Annotated in this window: 11 protein-coding genes; 8 read left to right on the forward strand and 3 right to left on the reverse strand. The window is 72.7% G+C overall.

The window, feature by feature from the left end; all coding sequences use genetic code 11:
- Positions 1-52 precede the first annotated feature (52 nt).
- Complete coding sequence (locus ABH940_RS10430; RefSeq protein ID WP_370071534.1) at positions 53-745, reverse strand: hypothetical protein; 693 nt, start codon at positions 743-745, stop codon at positions 53-55.
- A gap of 269 nt (positions 746-1,014) precedes the next feature.
- On the opposite strand from ABH940_RS10430, the gene pepN reads away from it, so the two are divergent.
- The 4 genes from pepN (at position 1,015) to ABH940_RS10450 (ending at position 8,367) form a co-directional block, all read left to right on the forward strand.
- Entirely contained in the window at positions 1,015-3,609 is a 2,595-nt protein-coding gene (pepN, locus tag ABH940_RS10435; protein ID WP_370105096.1) for an aminopeptidase N, read from the forward strand.
- A 2-nt stretch (positions 3,610-3,611) separates the two neighbouring features.
- Positions 3,612-4,706 carry an amidohydrolase family protein gene (locus ABH940_RS10440; RefSeq protein WP_370071532.1) on the forward strand — a complete coding sequence of 365 codons (1,095 nt, stop codon included), beginning with the start codon at positions 3,612-3,614 and terminating at the stop codon, positions 4,704-4,706.
- A gap of 175 nt (positions 4,707-4,881) precedes the next feature.
- Positions 4,882-7,608: an AAA family ATPase gene (locus tag ABH940_RS10445; protein ID WP_370105097.1), complete on the forward strand. Its 2,727-nt coding sequence runs from the start codon at positions 4,882-4,884 to the stop codon at positions 7,606-7,608.
- 81 nt (positions 7,609-7,689) lie between these two features.
- Positions 7,690-8,367, forward strand: coding sequence for a uracil-DNA glycosylase (locus ABH940_RS10450; RefSeq protein ID WP_370105098.1), 678 nt, complete (start codon positions 7,690-7,692; stop codon positions 8,365-8,367).
- Positions 8,368-8,677: 310 nt separating this feature from the next.
- Here the strand turns inward: ABH940_RS10450 and ABH940_RS10455 are convergent, their stop codons facing one another.
- Entirely contained in the window at positions 8,678-9,331 is a 654-nt protein-coding gene (locus ABH940_RS10455; RefSeq protein WP_370071529.1) for a MerR family transcriptional regulator, read from the reverse strand.
- A 104-nt stretch (positions 9,332-9,435) separates the two neighbouring features.
- On the opposite strand from ABH940_RS10455, the gene ABH940_RS10460 reads away from it, so the two are divergent.
- Both ABH940_RS10460 and ABH940_RS10465 read left to right on the forward strand, forming a co-directional pair.
- Positions 9,436-9,564 carry a hypothetical protein gene (locus ABH940_RS10460; RefSeq protein ID WP_370105099.1) on the forward strand — a complete coding sequence of 43 codons (129 nt, stop codon included), beginning with the start codon at positions 9,436-9,438 and terminating at the stop codon, positions 9,562-9,564.
- Between the two features lie 91 nt (positions 9,565-9,655).
- Positions 9,656-9,889 carry a hypothetical protein gene (locus ABH940_RS10465; RefSeq protein WP_370105100.1) on the forward strand — a complete coding sequence of 78 codons (234 nt, stop codon included), beginning with the start codon at positions 9,656-9,658 and terminating at the stop codon, positions 9,887-9,889.
- Between the two features lie 110 nt (positions 9,890-9,999).
- Here the strand turns inward: ABH940_RS10465 and ABH940_RS10470 are convergent, their stop codons facing one another.
- Positions 10,000-11,229 (reverse strand): peptidase S8, encoded by a 1,230-nt coding sequence (locus ABH940_RS10470; RefSeq protein ID WP_370105101.1) that lies wholly within the window; start codon positions 11,227-11,229, stop codon positions 10,000-10,002.
- A 476-nt stretch (positions 11,230-11,705) separates the two neighbouring features.
- On the opposite strand from ABH940_RS10470, the gene ABH940_RS10475 reads away from it, so the two are divergent.
- Both ABH940_RS10475 and ABH940_RS10480 read left to right on the forward strand, forming a co-directional pair.
- Positions 11,706-14,366 (forward strand): MXAN_6230/SCO0854 family RING domain-containing protein, encoded by a 2,661-nt coding sequence (locus tag ABH940_RS10475; RefSeq protein ID WP_370105102.1) that lies wholly within the window; start codon positions 11,706-11,708, stop codon positions 14,364-14,366.
- 306 nt (positions 14,367-14,672) lie between these two features.
- Positions 14,673-15,776 (forward strand): SCO1860 family LAETG-anchored protein, encoded by a 1,104-nt coding sequence (locus ABH940_RS10480; RefSeq protein WP_370105103.1) that lies wholly within the window; start codon positions 14,673-14,675, stop codon positions 15,774-15,776.
- Positions 15,777-15,788: the final 12 nt, after the last annotated feature.

Consider the following 15,788-nt stretch of genomic DNA (forward strand, 5'->3'; position numbering starts at 1 on the left):
GTCGACGACTGACAATCGGCGCGGGAATTCGGGTCGTGGACGGTCGTGCGGCTCAGCCCGAGCCGACAGGGGCGTCGCCCGCCCGCCCGTCCCCCTCCGCAAGCAGGGGGGCGGGCTGACGTTCGTTCAGTTGACGGCGGCACTCGGCGGCCAGCTGCGGATACGCCGTGCCGATCGCCTCGTACACGCGTCGGCGCAGCAGACACTCGGCCTCGGCGCGGCCGGCGCTGCCGTGCAGGCCGTCGAGCACGGCGTCGTAGTCGGTGAGCGCGTGGCGCAGGTAGTTGACCTGCCAACGGCGCAGCGCGCCCGGCTCGGCGGCGTCGGGACGGGCCGGGGCCGCGGCGTGGTCCCCGTATCGGCAGGCGCGCAGCGCGTCCCGGTGGTTGCGGTGGGCGACGGCCCGTCGGGTGAGGCACTCCGGCGACAGCCGGGGGACGCGGATGTCCAGCCCCGCGACCTCGGCGAGCACCGCACGGCGTCGACGCTGGGCCGCCGCACGGGAGTTGGCGGCGCGATGGGCGGCGGCGGTGGCGAGCGCGGCGAAGGCGTCCGTCGCCTCGGCGGCGGCGACGCGGGAGACCGCGTAGAGCCGGGACGGCGCGGCGCTCCGGAAGTGCGGATTGCGCACGGTCTTGTCGGGCGAGCCGAGCAGCTTGGCGACCATACTGGGCGTCCAGCCGCGGTGCCGCAGGCCGGCGAGCGAGAGGTAGCGGTGGGCGGGGGTGGTGGCGTCGGGGTCCATGCCGCCTCCAGGGGGACCAGGGGTTGAACAGCCGTATGTGGCGTGTACGGACGGTCTAGCGCGCAGCACTGACAGGCTTCGAGGACCGAGAGACGGCAGGGGAAGCCGCACCGGTCGGCCAAGGAGTTGCACGCCCTCAGGGCCCCGCGCCCCTGAGGTGGTGCAACCCCTCTCAGTGGGGACAAACCGCGCGCGTTGTCGCAGCTCACGCCCCCTACGCGCGTCCGGGGGTGGATCGGTTCTTCGCCCGGACCGGCTGAGCGCCTAGCATGATCCCCATGTCTGCTGCCCTCACGCGCGCCGAAGCCGAGGTCCGGCGGCGTCTGCTCGACGTCCGCTGTGTCTCCGTGGAGCTGGATCTGACGGCCGGGGAGGACGCGTTCCGGTCCGTCACCGTGATCAACTTCAGCTGCCGGACCCCGGGCGCCGCGACGTTTGTGGACGTCAAGCCGGCGCTCCTGCGGCGCGTCGTGCTCAACGGGCGGGAGCTGGATCCGGGCGCGCTGGACGGCGGGCGGTTCCCGCTGGACGACCTCGCGGACGACAACGAGCTGCTGGTCGACGCGGACATGGCCTACTCCCGTACCGGCGAGGGCATGCACCGGTTCGTGGACCCGGCCGACGGCGAGGTCTACGTCTACACCCAGTCGTTCCTGGACGACGGGCCGCGCGTCTTCGCGGCCTTCGACCAGCCGGACCTCAAGGCGCCATACCAGGTCACTGTCACCGCGCCGAGCGCCTGGACCGTCGTCGCCAACGCCACGGGCACCCGCGAGGAGCTGCCCGAACACGGCGCAGCCGGCGGCGCCACCCGGACCAGCTTCGAGCCCACCGCCGCGATCAGCAGCTACCTGGTCGCCGTCGTCGCCGGGCCGCTGCACTCGGTGCGCTCCGAGCACGACGGCATCCCGCTCGGCCTGCACTGCCGTCGCTCGCTCGCGCCCTACCTGGACGCGGACGCCGAGGAGCTGCTGACCGTCACCAGGCAGTGCTTCGACGCCTACCACCGGCTGTTCCGGCAGCGCTATCCCTTCGGCGGCTACGACCAGTGCTTCGTACCGGAGTTCAACGTCGGTGCGATGGAGAACCCGGGTTGTGTGACGCTGCGCGACACCTTCCTGTTCCGGTCCGCCGTGCCGGAGACCGAGCGGGAACACCGCGCGATCGTGGTGGCGCACGAGATGGCCCACATGTGGTTCGGCGACCTGGTCACCATGCGCTGGTGGGACGACCTGTGGTTGAACGAGTCGTTCGCCGAGTACATGGGCTTCCGCGTGGTCGCCGACGCGACCCGGTTCGGCACCGCCGCCTGGACCGGCTTCGCGTCCACCAAGGCCTGGGGCAGGGACGCCGACCAGCGCCCGTCGACGCACCCGGTCGCCCCCGAGTCGGTCGCCGACACCGCCGAGGCGCTGCAGAACTTCGACGGCATCTCCTACGCCAAGGGTGCCGCCGCGCTGCGGCAGTTGGCGGCCTGGCTCGGCGACGAGGCCTTCTTCGCGGGCGTCAACCGCCACTTCGAGGCGCACGCCTTCGGCAACGCCACCCTGGACGACCTGTTGCAGTCGCTCGCCGGGACCAGCGGCCGGGACGTGCACGCCTGGGCCGAGCGGTGGCTGCGGACGACGGGGCTGGACACGCTCCGTCCCGCGGACGGCGTGCTGCAGCAGCGCAGCGCGGACGGGCAGCTGCGTCCGCACCTGATCACCGTCGCGGGCTACGACCGGCTGCCGGACGGGACGCTGACGCTGCGTCAACGGACGCCGCTGGAGCTGGTTCCCGGTGAGCCCGCGATGCTGCCCGAGCGGCGCGCCGAGCTGCTGGTGCCGGACGACACCGACCTGGCCTTCGCCAAGATCCGCCTGGACGAGAAGTCCTGGGAGACCGTCAGGGACTCGTTGGGGCAGATCCCCGACGTGCTGGCCCGGGCCGTGCTGTGGAACAGCGCACGCGACCAGGTCCGCGACGGCGAGCTGCCCGCGAGCGAGTTCCTCGAGCTGGTCGCCGCCCATCTGCCGGGTGAGACCTCGGTGCACCTGGTACAGGACGTGCTGGCCTTCGCTCGTGGCGGATGCAGCGACCACTACCTGCCGCCGGAGCGACGCGTGTGGGCGCTGGCGCGGCTGGCCGGGGTCTGCCGCTCGCTGCTGCGCCGGACCGAGGGCGACCCGGGTGCGAGCGGGCTGCGCCTGGTCGCCGTGCGCGGGCTGATCGACGCCGCCTCCACCTCGGTGGAGCGGGCCGAGCTGCGCGGCTGGCTGGACGAGGGCGCGGTCCCCGGTGGCCCGGAGCTGGACCCGGCGCTGCGCTGGCAGTTGCTGCTGCGGCTCTGCGTGCTGAGCGCGGCGGGCGAGGCCGAGATCGTGGCCGAGGTGGACCGCGACCCGAGCGCCACCAGCGCGGAGGGTGCGGCCCGCTGCCGCGCCGCGCTGCCGGACCGGGACGGCAAACTGGCCGCCTGGGAAGCCGTGTTCGCCGGTGACCTCTCCAACTACCTGTTCCGGGCCACCATCGACGGCATCTGGCAGCCGGAGCAGGCCGAGCTGCTCGACGAACTCTCGCTGCCGGAGCGCTTCTTCCCCGACGCCGCCGCGGTCGCCGAGCGCCGTGGCCCGGCCATCGCCCGTGCGCTCACCGCGCCGTCCGGGTTCCCCGGCCACGCCGCCTCTGCGGAGGTGCTGGCGATCGGCGAGCGGTACCTCTGCCGCGAGGATCTCGGCGCGGCGCTGCGGCGCGGGCTGTCGGACCGGCTGGACGACATGCGACGTGCCGTCAGGAGCCGTGCGTTGGAACGCGACGCGGGCGAGCCGGAGGGCGGCGACGAGGACCCGGGGACCACGAGCGCCGCGAAGGAGGGGGAGTGACGGTGGATCAGCCGATACTGCACGTCAAGGGACGGGTCCTGGTCGGCCCGGAGGACGTCCGCGACGAGCTCTGGGTGGTCGACGGCCGGATCAGCTTCACCGCACCCGTCTCCCCTGGGGCGGACGTACGGACCCTCCAGGGCTGGGTGCTGCCGGGCCTGACCGATGCCCACTGCCATGTCGGCCTCGACGCCCACGGCGCGGTCGACGACGCGACCAGCGAGAAGCAGGCGCTCGCCGAACGCGACGCGGGCGCACTGCTGCTGCGTGACGCCGGGTCCGCGGCGGACACCCGCTGGATGGACGAGCGCGAGGACCTGCCCAAGGTGGTGCGGGCCGGTCGTCATATCGCCCGGACCCGCCGCTACATCCGCAACTACGCGCACGAGATCGAGCCGGACCAGCTCGCCGACTACGTCCGCCAGGAGGCGCGGCGCAGCGACGGCTGGGTCAAACTGGTGGGCGACTGGATCGACCGCGGCACCGGCGACCTCGGACCGTGCTGGCCCCGTGAGGCCCTTGCGGCCGCGATGGCCGCCGCCCACGAGGAGGGGGCCCGGGTCACCGCCCACGTCTTCGGCGAGGACGCGCTGCGCGACCTGGTCGAGGCCGGGATCGACTGCATCGAGCACGCCACCGGGCTGACCGAGGACACCATCCCGCTCTTTGCGGAGCGCGGGGTGGCGATCGTGCCGACGCTGGTCAACATCGCCCACTTCCCCGAGCACGCGGCGGCGGGCGAGGCCAAGTTCCCCGACTACGCCCGCACCATGCGCAATCTGCACGCGCGCCGGTACGCCACGGTGGCCGCCGCCTACGAGGCCGGTGTCCCGATCTTCACCGGTACTGACGCGGGCGGCTCGTTGGCGCACGGGCTGGTCGCCGACGAGGTCGCGGAGCTGGTCACGGCCGGTCTGCCGCCGATCGCCGCGCTCGACGCCACGACCTGGGGCGCGCGGCGCTGGCTCGGGCGTCCGGGCCTTGCGGAGGGCGCTCCGGCCGACCTGGTGCTCTTCGCCGAGGACCCGCGCGCGGACGTCCGGGTGCTGCGGGATCCGCGGCTCGTGGTGGTGAACGGCAGGCCGACGGGCGGCTGAACTCCGTCCGCACAACTGGTCGTACACCCCGCTTCGGGGCGCTGCGCGTCCGCTTCGACCGCACTTGTCCGTACCTTGCCCGAACGGGGCATCCCTACCCGCAGATCAAACTGCCGAACCGCTCCAACGGCGGTCCGTCAGGACTACTCTCGGGCCAGCGAACTGGGAGGTCAGGGTGCACGGGCTGCTCGAACGCGACACCGAACTCGCCGCCGTGCGTGCGGCGGTGGCTGAGCTGGCCGGGTCGGCCGCGTCCGACGGGCGTCGCGGGCCCGGTGGGCCGGGCACGGGCAGTGGGTCCGAAGCCGCGTCCGACGCCGCGACCGAAGCCGCGTCTAGCGGGGTGGCCGACCTTGCCACGGACCGGCTGGTCGTGGTGACCGGGGCCGCCGGGCTGGGCAAGACCAGTGTGCTGGCCGAGGTGCGGCAGGCGGCCGAGGCCGCGGGGCTTCTGGTGCTGGCGACCCGTGGCGGGGAGCAGGAGCAGGGTTCCGCGTTCCACGTCGTGCGCGGGCTGCTGCGGATGCTGCTGGAGTCCGCCGGCGAGGAAGGCCAACGCGAACTGCTCGGCGCCTGGTACGACATCGTGGCGCCGGCCGTCGGCATCGCCACCACCGGGGCCGCGCCGGACCCGCAGGGTGTCCGCGACGGCCTGGACTGGGTGGTCACCAACCTGGCCGTCGCCCGCGGGCCGCTGGTGCTCGTCGTGGACGACGCGCACTGGGCCGACGCGGAGTCGTTGGCCTGGCTCGCCGCCTTCTCCTCCCGGGTCGCCGACCTGCCCGTGCTGCTCGTCGTCGCCTACCGGCCGGACGAACTGCCGGACTGGGCCGACGCTTTCCGCGGTATGGCCGGGCACAACGGCGTCCGCCCGCTCGGCCTGGCCGCGTTGACGCCGGAGGCGGTGGACGCGCTGGTGCGGCGGATGTACGCGGAGTCCGGGCAACGGGTGGAGGACGGCTTCGCCCGCGAGATCTGGGCGGTCACCGGCGGAAACCCGTTCGAGACCGTCGAGTTGGTCGCCAAGGCCGAGGAGCGGGGGATCGTCCCCGTCGAGTCGTCCTGGCCGCGGCTGCGTGAGCTGAGCGCGGAGACCAAGGGCAGCGGTCTGATCGCGCGGCTGCAGCGCCTCGGCTCCGGGCCGGTCCAACTTGCCCGCGCGGTCGCGGTCCTGGGCATCGCTACGCCGCGACCCCTGGCCGCCGTCGTGGCCGCCCTGATGCCGGGCGAGGCGGAGGCCGCGGCCGAGCGCCTACGCGAGGCACGTATATTGACGGGGCGTCAGACACTGGAGTTCGTCCACCCGTTGATCGCCTCCTCGGTCTACCGCAGCATCTCCGAGGAGATGCGCGCGGAACTCCACGACCGGGCCGCGTGGGCGGTGCTGGAAGCCGGACGCAGCCCGGTGGTGGCCGCCCGCCACTGGCTGGAGGTCCCGCCCAGCGGGAACGCCGCGTTGGTGGACCAACTGCGCGCCGCTGCCCAGCTGTTCATGCAGTCCGGAGCACCGGAGACCGCGCAGCGCTGCCTGGCCAGGGCCGCCGAGGAGCCGCCGCCGGTCGGGGAGCGGGCGCACGTGCTCTATGAACTCGGCTGCTCCACCCTGCTCTACGACCCGGCCGCCACCGCCGGGCAACTGCGCACCGCGCTGGAACAGCCGGTGGTTCCCGAGCGGTTGCGCGAGGAGATCAGCGTCCGGCTGGCCCAGTCGCTCGCGCACAGCAACAACCTGGCCGAGGCCGCGAGCACCATGGCCGCGGAGGCGCTGCGCACCGACTCCGCCGAGGTCCGCCTCAAGCTGCTGGTCTGGAACTTCATGTGGTGCGCCTTCGACGCCTGGGAACAGGGCTCGGAGGAGCGGTCCAAGCGGCTGGCCGACCTGGCCGAGCGGCTCGACGTCGAGGGCGACCGCAGCATCGCCGCCCGCTACATCCTGGGCCTGCGCGCCTGGGACGCCACCGTGCGCGGCGAGCCGGTCGACGTCGCGCTGCACTACAGCGACCTGGCCCTGGAAGGCGAACTGCGTTGGGCACACCCGGAGTGGGGCTTCGAGGTCCCGGTCCTGGTCGCGCTGACCTACATGTACGGGGACCGGCCCGAGCGCGCCCTGGAGCTGTTCGCCAAGGGCATCGCCGAGTACGAGGAGGCGGGCTGGCGCGGCGCGCACCTCGCCTTCGGCCACACCATCCGCGGCTACGTCCACTACCGCACCGGCGACCTGGCGGCGGCGGAGGAGAGTGCCCGGCTCGGCCTCGACCTGGCCAACCGCGTCGGCGAGGGAACGCCGGTGCACTGGTACGCCGTCGGCACGCTGATCCTGGTGCTGACCTCGCGCGGCGCCCTCGACGAGGCGGGCGCGCTGGCCGAGCGCTACCGGTTCCATGCGCCGTACTCCAACGCTGTGGTCTTCCCCGACTCGCAGTCCGTGCGCGGCACGCTGCTGCTCGCCCGTGGCGAGTTCGTCGACGCCGAGGCGGAACTGACCGAGGCCGGAGCCCGGTTGGACGCCCGTGGCATGCGCAACCCGGGCTGGTGCGGCTGGGAGCGCGGTCTGATGTCCGCCTGTGCCGGGCTCGGCGACCTGGACCGGGCGCGCACCCTGGCCGAGGACCAGTTGGAGCGGGCCGAGCGCTACGGCACGCTCTCGGCCATCGGCACGGCGCTGCGGGCCGCCGCGGAGGTGACCGAGGACCCGGCCGAGCGCGTCGCCCGGCTGGGGACGGCCGTCCAGATCCTGGAGCGCGCTCCGGCCCCGTACGAGCGGGCCCGCGCGATGCTCGACCTCGCCGTCGCCCGCCGCGACATGGGGCTGCCCTCGCGGGAAACCTTCGAGCAGGCGGCCGAGTTGGCCGTCGCCTGCTCGGCGGACGGGCTGGCGGAAGCGGCTCGGGCGCAAGTGTAGGGCGGGCGCAACTGTAGGGCCGGGGAGGCCGGTTCGGGGCCGTGGTTCGAGTCGTCGGTGGAAGTGGCTAGGCTGAAGGGCGTGGCAGCACGTCCTTTGAGCGAGATCGTCGAAACCGGCTGGGCCCAGGCCCTTACGCCCGTGGCGGGCAACATCGCCACCATGGGCGAGTTCCTGCGCACGGAGATCGCCGGCGGGCGCACCTACCTGCCCGCCGGGGCCAACGTGCTGCGCGCCTTCCAGCAGCCGCTGGACGGGGTCCGGGTGCTGATCGTCGGGCAGGATCCCTACCCGACGCCCGGCCATGCCGTGGGCCTCTCCTTCTCGGTCGCGCCGGAGGTCCGGCCGTTGCCGGGCAGTCTGGTGAACATCTTCACGGAGTACCAGCGCGACCTCGACCTGCCCGCTCCGTCGAACGGCGACCTCACGCCGTGGACCGACCGGGGCGTACTGCTGCTCAACAGGGTGCTCACCACTGCTCCCCGCAACCCCGGCGCGCACCGTAACAAGGGCTGGGAGGCGGTGACCGAGCAGGCGATCCGCGCGCTGGTCGCCCGCAGCTCGCCGCTGGTGGCGATCCTCTGGGGCCGCGACGCCCGCAACCTGCGCCCGCTCCTCGGGCAGGTCCCGTGCATCGAGTCGGCCCACCCCAGCCCGATGTCGGCAGACCGCGGCTTCTTCGGGTCGCGCCCGTTCAGCCGCGCCAACGAGTTGCTGGTCAAGCAGGGCGCGCAGCCGGTGGACTGGCGCCTGCCGTAACGCTCATAGGATCGACGGATCTTCCGGACTGCCCGCTCAACGCTGTTGGGCGAAGAGCGGTCGGGTCGCTGATGCTGCCGCTCGCACCCAGGGCGCCCGCGACGTTGTCGAGCTCCTCGTCGGCGACCTCCCGGGTTTTGTTGCGGGAGGTGTCGCCCATGCTGCTCACCCTCCTTCCCGGAAGTGATGATCGGTCATATGCCGTGGCTGATCCGGGACGTGGAACGGACTGCAGGCTCTCGAACCAACGGCGGTCGCCTTCGCCCCGTCTCTTACGGATCGTGCCCGCCTGGGCCCGAGGCGGAAGGAGTCAGGACTCGTCGGTCCAGCCCAAGCGGCGCGTCGACTCCTCTTCTTGGGCGAGCCGGTGGAGTGCCGTCAGTGCCGGTTCCAGCAGGACCGCGCCCAGGACGGCGACCTCGACCTGCTCGGCCTTCGATGGGTGGGTCTCCATGAAGTCCAGGTCCAGGTTGGCCATCTGCTGCATCAACTTCGCGTACGGCACCAGCAGTTCAGCGCTCTCGCCGTAGCCGAGGCGGCGGAAGGAGGCCAGGGCCAGCACCAGTGAGCGGTAGGACGGCGAGATCGTGCGCAGCGCCAGGGCGTTGGTCCAGCCGAGCTGCTCCAGGAGGGCGTCGACATCCTCGCGGACGCTCCGGATGTGCTTGTCCTCCTCGTCCGGTTCCGGCACCTGCGGCAGCGCCCACATGGCCGCGCCGAGTCGGATCGAGCCGCTGAGGGAGTCGTCGTCGATGTGTCCGAGCACCTGGCGGACGGTCGCCACCGGGATCCGGCCGACCTGGATCATCGCCCGGATCAGGCGCAGGCGGCGCAGGTGTTCCTCGTCGTACTCCGCGTTGCTGGCGTTGATCTGACGGCCCGGCGGCAACAGGCCTTCGCGCAGGTAGAACTTGATCGTCGCGGTGGACACCCCGCTGTTCCTGCTCAGCTCTGCCAACCGCATGTCTTGCGCCTTTCCTGTGGACGCCCTTGCGTCCGCCCCTCGGGGAGTGTCACTATCCAACCATCGCGTAGTCGGATAGTAGCGCTATTCGACTACGCGTCGCGATGGAGGGGACCGCTGTGTTCGCCAAGCCCGCTTCGGCTCCGGCTCCGGGTCATACGACCGCGGGCGCCGAGGGTGATGTGGCCGTGCTGCTGGCGAAGGTGCTGCTGACCGCGTCGCCGCGGACGTAAAGAGCAGTTCGTGCACCGGTCGCCGCAGGCCGGCTGACCGAAACACGGGGGATGCGCGAGGTCGCGAACGGCGCACAGGAGGGAGAGCGACATGGCCGACAGCTATCGGTACCGGTGCGGTGAGTGCGGGTACCGCACGCCCTGGGGGCACCAGTCACAGGGTGAGCGTGGCATCGCGAGTCACTACGAGAAGCGGCACCCCTACCTCGATCCCGGTGGCATCGTCGAGTATCGCCAGGGCTCGTCGGGGTGCGGCGCCGGATGCCTGGTCGCTGTGGGCATCCTCGTGCTGCTCCTGGTGATCGCGGCGGCCACCCAGCACTGACGCTCGCCGGAACGGCGGGTTGGCAAGGAGGAGCACGCAACGACCCGACCGCGCGGGGGGCGGCCGGGTCGTTGCGTGCTTCTGGGTGACCTGACTCAGGTGGTGAAACGTCAGCCGGTGAAGGCGGTCAGGCCGTTGGGGGTGCCGAGGCCGGTCGGGCCGTCGTAGCCGGTCTCCGCGGTGCAGAGGTAGGCCGGGGAGCAGCTGGCGGTGGAGCCGGTGGTGACGTCGTTCAGCGAGGCGGTGTTGGCGTACAGGTTCTTGGCCGGGACCGAGGTGCTGTGCGCGCCCGCGTCGGCGTAGACGCCGGCGACCAGCGGGGAGGCGACGGAGGTGCCGCCGTAGACGGTCCAGCCGGAAGCGCCGTAGGTCTGGTAGACGGCGACGCCGGTGGCCGGGTCCGCCACGGCGGAGACGTCGGCGACGGTGCGCTTGCTGCAGCCGCTGTCGGTCTGCCAGGCGGGCTTGGGCTCGTAGGCGGAGCAGCCGGAGCCGGCGCCCTCGGTCGAGGAGGTGGACCAGACGCTCTCGCTCCAACCGCGGGTGTTGGAGGCCTTGGTGAGCGAGGTGCCGCCGACCGCCGTGACGTTCGGGGACGCGGCCGGGTACTCGACGCCGTAGCCGCCGTCGCCGGAGGAGGCGGTGATGGCGATGCCCGGGTGGTTGAAGTAGGTGGAGTCGTAGCCCGTGTCGGCCGAGGACTCGGAGCCGCCGTAGCTGTTGGAGATCTCCGTCGCGCCCAGCTTGGCGGCCTCGTTGACCGCCGTGCCGAGGTTGGTCATGCTCGCCGTCTTGGCCTCGACCAGGATGATGTGGGCGTTCGGCGCGATCGCGGAGACCATGTCGAGGTCGAGCGACTCCTCGCCGGCCCAGCCGGAGTTGCTGCTCGGCAGGGTGGTGCTGCCGGTCTGGCTGACGATCTTCAGGCAGCCGCTGGCGGTGGTGCAGGCCGGGAGGCCGTACTGCGAGCGGTAGACCGAGAGGTCGGCGGCGGCGTTGGGGTCGTTGTAGGCGTCGACGATGGCGACGGTCTGTCCGGCGCCGCCGTTGGCCGGGAGGTTGTAGGCCGAGAGCAGGTCGGAGGGTCCGTAACCCGACGGGGTCGCGTTCGGCGTGATGCCCTTGGCGCTGACGTGCTCGGAGGCGCTGGTGACGTGCAGCGCGTTGCAGAAGGCGTGACCCGGGGTCAGGTCCACCGCGCAGGAGCGGGACCAGGCGACGCCGTGGCCGGTGGCCGCCTGCGCGGGCATGGCGGCGATCAGGCCGGAGATGGCGAGGGCGGCGGACCCGATGAGCGGGACGGCGGCGCGGGCGGCGGTCGATATCGAGCTGGTACGCAACGGACTTCTCCTGGAACTGGGGACCGGGGGAGTGCAGGTGCGACCGCAAGAAGGGGGCGCCCCCGTCTGCGGGTTGAGCAGGGAATTGCGTGGAACTTCTGACCACCCTCTGAAGTGGTGGCGACTGGGCGTGAACCTATCCGCCTGTCCGCAGCACGACAAGAGGGCTGCGGAAGATCGCATTCAGGTTTAACAGTTGATGCGTCAGCCGTAACGGAAGGGCCCGCGTTCCGGTCCTGAAACCATTGGCGACGTGCGCTGTTGGCCTGGTAGCTTCGGCGCTGTGCGGCGGCTCCCGAGGGTGCTTCCTTCTCCGACTCTCACCTGACACGAGTGCGCTCCATCTCCGTCGCACCTCGACTTCCCGTCCCGCTCGCCGTCTTCTGTGTCTTCGTCGGCGGGCGGGACTTTCCACGCCCGCGCCCGCGCCCGCCCCTGCGTCTGCACAGCGGGGCACCCCAGGAGGGATCCGACGCATGCCCGCCACCGCGACGACCGGCCCGCACGCTCCGAGCACGGCCGCCGTCACGCGCAGCCTGGCAAGTGTGCTGCTGGCGCGGCGAGGCGTCGTCCACCTGCCGACAGCCGTCGCGGGGCGGACGGGGTCGACGGAGTCCGCGCGCGAGTCGATCGGAGTGGCGCTGCTGGAAGCGGATCTGCTCGACCGCGGCTACCTGCTCGCCGGGCCGCTCCGGGACGCGCTCGCCTCGCTCGGGGACGTGGCGCTCGCCGCCGCCGGGCGGGCGCTGTTGGCCGACGTCGACGCGGCCCTGGGTGCGGACCGGCCGCATGTCCCGCTGTTCCGCGGATTCCCGGAGACCGTCCCCGCCGACACCGCCGACTTCTACGTGCGGCGGGTGCTGACGGTGCTGCTCCAGGAGCCGGAGCAGCCCTGTGTGCTGTGTGGGCGCACCGGCGTGGTGCTGGCGGTCGCTCCGTGCGCGCATCTGGTCTGCGGCGCCTGCTTCGACGGCGCCGAGTTCTCCGCGTGCCCGATCTGCCACCGCCGGATCGACCCGGCCGATCCCTTCCTGCGGCCCGGTCGGGCCCGTGCCGAAGCCGACCCGGAGCGTGAACTGCCCCGCCGACTCTGGGTGTTGACGTTCGGTGGCGGAGCGGACGAGCTTGCCGCCGACCTGCGGGCCGAGCTCGCGGGCCTGCTGGACCGTTCCGGCGCGCTCAGCCCGCAGGACCGTGACGACCTGCTGGCGCTGCTCGACGCGGCCGGCCGCACCGATCTCTCCTGGCTCCCGGCCGAGATCCCCGGCCGGGAGACGAAGGCCCTGGTGCTCGCCTGGCTGCTGGCCGACCCCGGTCACCTCGAGATGGCCCTGCCCGAGGTGACGGCGCGTCTGACGACGGCCACCGACGTGCTGCGCCTGGCCTCGGTGCTGGCCGGCGGCGACGCCGGTCTGCTGACCCGCCCACGTCTCACCAGCCTGCGCAGGCCCGTCCGCCGCGCCCTGCTGACCGCTCTGGACCGCCTGGACCCGACGGTGGCGGCGGAGGAGATGCGCCGGTATCGCAACCGCTGGCTCCCGCTGGCGGAACTGCTGCACGTCTTCGAGTACGCCGCGCGGTACCCGAGCGCCGCGCTGGCGGTCGCCGCGCTGCGCCAGACCCGGCCGACGGGGACGACGCTCGCCGAAACCCTGTCCGAGGGCGCTTCGGCCCCCCTCACGCTGGATGCGTGCGGCCGTGTCTCGCTGCCCAGTTGGGGCCGTCAGGTCGAGACCGCACTGCACGATCGGGATCTGCCGCAGGCGCTGGCACTGCTGACGCGGCGTCCGGGGGAGTTGCTGCGGCGTCTCGACCTCATGCTGCGTCTGGCCGCCGGAGGCAATGTCGGCCAGGCGGACGACCACACCGGCGCGGTCCTCGACGCGGCACGCGCAGCCGTGTCCAAGGTCTCTCCGGCGGTGCTGCTCTCCGCGCTCGGGGCCCTGCGGGCCCGCCTCGCGCCGACCATGCCGCAGCGCGTCTTCTTCCCCAAGGGCGGGAACGCCAAGGCCCACATCGTCGCCGACGAGCGCGCGTCGATCCCGGCCGAGGTCGTCGCTGCGGCGGTGACGGTGCTGACCGGCGAGGTCGCCCGCCGTGCCGCCGCCGCACCGCGTGTCGAGCTGGCCGTGCTCGATGCGGCGCTCGACGGGATCGTCGCGCCCTTCGCCGAGCGCACCGCCTCCCGGGCGCTGCTCACCCTGCCGCGCGGCAGCGAACTGCCGGTGGCGGAAGGCCGATCGGTGCGGCTGTTCCTGCACTGGATGGAGGACGAGGAGCACGGACGGGTCGACCTCGACCTCGCGCTGGCGATGTTCGACACCGACTGGAAGCACGTCGGGACGTGCGACTACACCCACCTGCGCTTCGCCGACTCGGCCGCAGTCCACTCCGGGGACCTGACCAGCGCGCCCGCACCGGACGGGGCCACCGAGTTCGCGGACCTGGACCTGGACCTCCTGGCCGACACGGGTGTGCGCTACGTCGTCGCGGTCTGCTTCTCGTTCAACAACGTCGCCTTCGACGACATGGCCGAGGCCTTCGCCGGGGTCATGGTGCGTGATCAGCCCGGCCAGGTGGGCGAGATCTTCGACCCGCGCGCCGTCGAGCAGCGCTTCGACCTGGTCGGCCGCGCGCGGGCGAGCGTGCCCTTCGTCTTCGACACCGCTGCGCGGACGCTGCGCTGGCTCGACGTCGTCCAGGGCGTCACCGGCAGCGACCACGCCGTCCACCGGCACGAGGATCAACTCGGCCTGCTGGCACGGGAACTCACCGCGCTCTACGCAGGCGGCGCCCGCGTCGGCCTGGGTGAGCTGGCCGCCTGGAACGCCGCCGCCCGCGCGACCGATGTGGCCCTCCGCCACGTCGACGGCACCGCCACCCGCTACACCCGCCGGGCGGATGAGGAGCCCCTTGCGTTCGCGCGGCGCATCGGCTCGCCGGACCATGACGGCAGCGCCGACGAGCTGCTGGCCTCGACGCCCGCCCGGCTCGCCTACCTGCTGCGCGGCGACGCCGTCCGGCTTGCCGAGGACGCTGAGGTCTACGCCCTCTACCCGGCGTCTGCGTCCCCCGACGCGGCCCGGGTCCGACTGCTCACCGCGGCGGACGTGGTCACGGCGCTGCGACCGTCCTGAGTGCTGCTTGGATTTTGCTTGGGGCTCGGCACTTGAGCCTTGGGCCGTGGGCTTTGAGGCGGGGTGCCGGATTACCGTGGTGAGGCCGCCTTGCGGTGTTACCAGGTTTGGGCGTTAACGAGTGTGTGGTGCCTGAGGTTTCTGATTCATAGTCACCCTTAAGAGTGAACTGACGGTGAGTGCTGCCACTGTGACGGACGGTTCGCAAGGATGGGCGGCATCCGAGATAGTGCGCCGCTCGTCCGTGCAATTCGATGCCCGTCAGCGTGAAGCGGCGTACGCACGTTCCCAGGTGGGGGTTTCACCTTGTTCACCCGTCGTCGCTTCGCCACGCCCTTTGCGCTCTCCGGCGCGCTCGCCGCCGTTTCCATGCTGGGGGTCGCCACTCCCGCGCATGCCGACGGGGGATCGGGCGGGGGTATCGGTACCGCCTCCGCGACCACCGCCGAGGCCGCGCTGGACGTGAGGCTGCTCAACGGCGCCATCGATGTCCCCATCGATGTGTCGCTGAACCGGATCACCGCCCCGTCGTCGAAGCAGGACACCGCGCTGACCGCCGTGGTCGGCGGCGTCGGCGGCCCGGGGCGGCGACAGCCGGTCAACCTGCTGCTGGCCAAGGTCGGCGAGAGCTCGGCCACCGCCGACGCGCGCGGCTCGCACGCGAGCGTCACCCTGGCCGAGGCGCACCTGCACCTGCCCGGCCTGCCGCTGACCGAGCTGCTCGGCCTCCAGGCCGTCACCGCGACGGCGGACTGCCCGGCGAACGGTGCGCCGACCGCCGAGGCCAACGTGCTCGGCGAGATCACGGTGCTCGGCCTGCACGTCCACCTCAGCGCGTCGGGGGAGACGCGTGTCCCGGTGCCCGCGCTCGGCGAGGTCGACCTGTGGCTGTCGAAGCACAGCACCACCTCCGACTCGGCGGCGGCGACGGCGCTGGACCTGGAGGTCTCGGTGAACCCGCTCAACCTCAATGTGGCTGCCGTCACCGGCAAGTTCCTGCTGGCGGACGTCTCCTGCACCAAGGCGGACGGCAACGGCGGGGGTGACAGCGGCGGCGGGACCGGTGGCAGTGGCGGCAGCTCCGGTGGCGGCACGCCGTCCGGTGGGCCGTCGAGCAGTTCGCCCGCTCAGGCCTCGGGGGGCAGTTCCGGCGGCGGCAGCACACGCGGCGTCACGGGCGGCGGTGGGCAGCCGACCCCGGGCTCCTCCGCCTCGGCGGCGTCCGGGTCTGGAGGTTCGGGCACGGGCACTGGCTCGGGCACCGGGACGGACGCCTCCGACACCACGACGGGCCACCTCGCCGAGACCGGGAGCAGCAGCGCCACCCCCGCCATCGCCGGAGGCGCGCTGATCCTCCTCGGCGCGGGCGCCGGCGCGGTCACCCTGACCCGGCGCCGTCGACGCGGCTGACGGGTCGTCAAA

It is taken from the genome of Streptacidiphilus sp. BW17, assembly GCF_041262485.1.
Classification (GTDB): Bacteria; Actinomycetota; Actinomycetes; order Streptomycetales; family Streptomycetaceae; genus Streptacidiphilus.

Bases quoted from the DNA above. Each gene is read 5' to 3' on its own strand.
- ABH940_RS10430 (WP_370071534.1), bottom strand. From the start codon at position 745: ATGGACCCCGACGCCACCACCCCCGCCCACCGCTACCTCTCGCTCGCC.
- pepN (WP_370105096.1), top strand. From the start codon at position 1,015: ATGATCCCCATGTCTGCTGCCCTCACGCGCGCCGAAGCCGAGGTCCGG.
- ABH940_RS10455 (WP_370071529.1), bottom strand. From the start codon at position 9,331: ATGCGGTTGGCAGAGCTGAGCAGGAACAGCGGGGTGTCCACCGCGACG.
- ABH940_RS10460 (WP_370105099.1), top strand. From the start codon at position 9,436: ATGGAGGGGACCGCTGTGTTCGCCAAGCCCGCTTCGGCTCCGGCTCCG.
- ABH940_RS10465 (WP_370105100.1), top strand. From the start codon at position 9,656: ATGGCCGACAGCTATCGGTACCGGTGCGGTGAGTGCGGGTACCGCACG.
- ABH940_RS10475 (WP_370105102.1), top strand. From the start codon at position 11,706: ATGCCCGCCACCGCGACGACCGGCCCGCACGCTCCGAGCACGGCCGCC.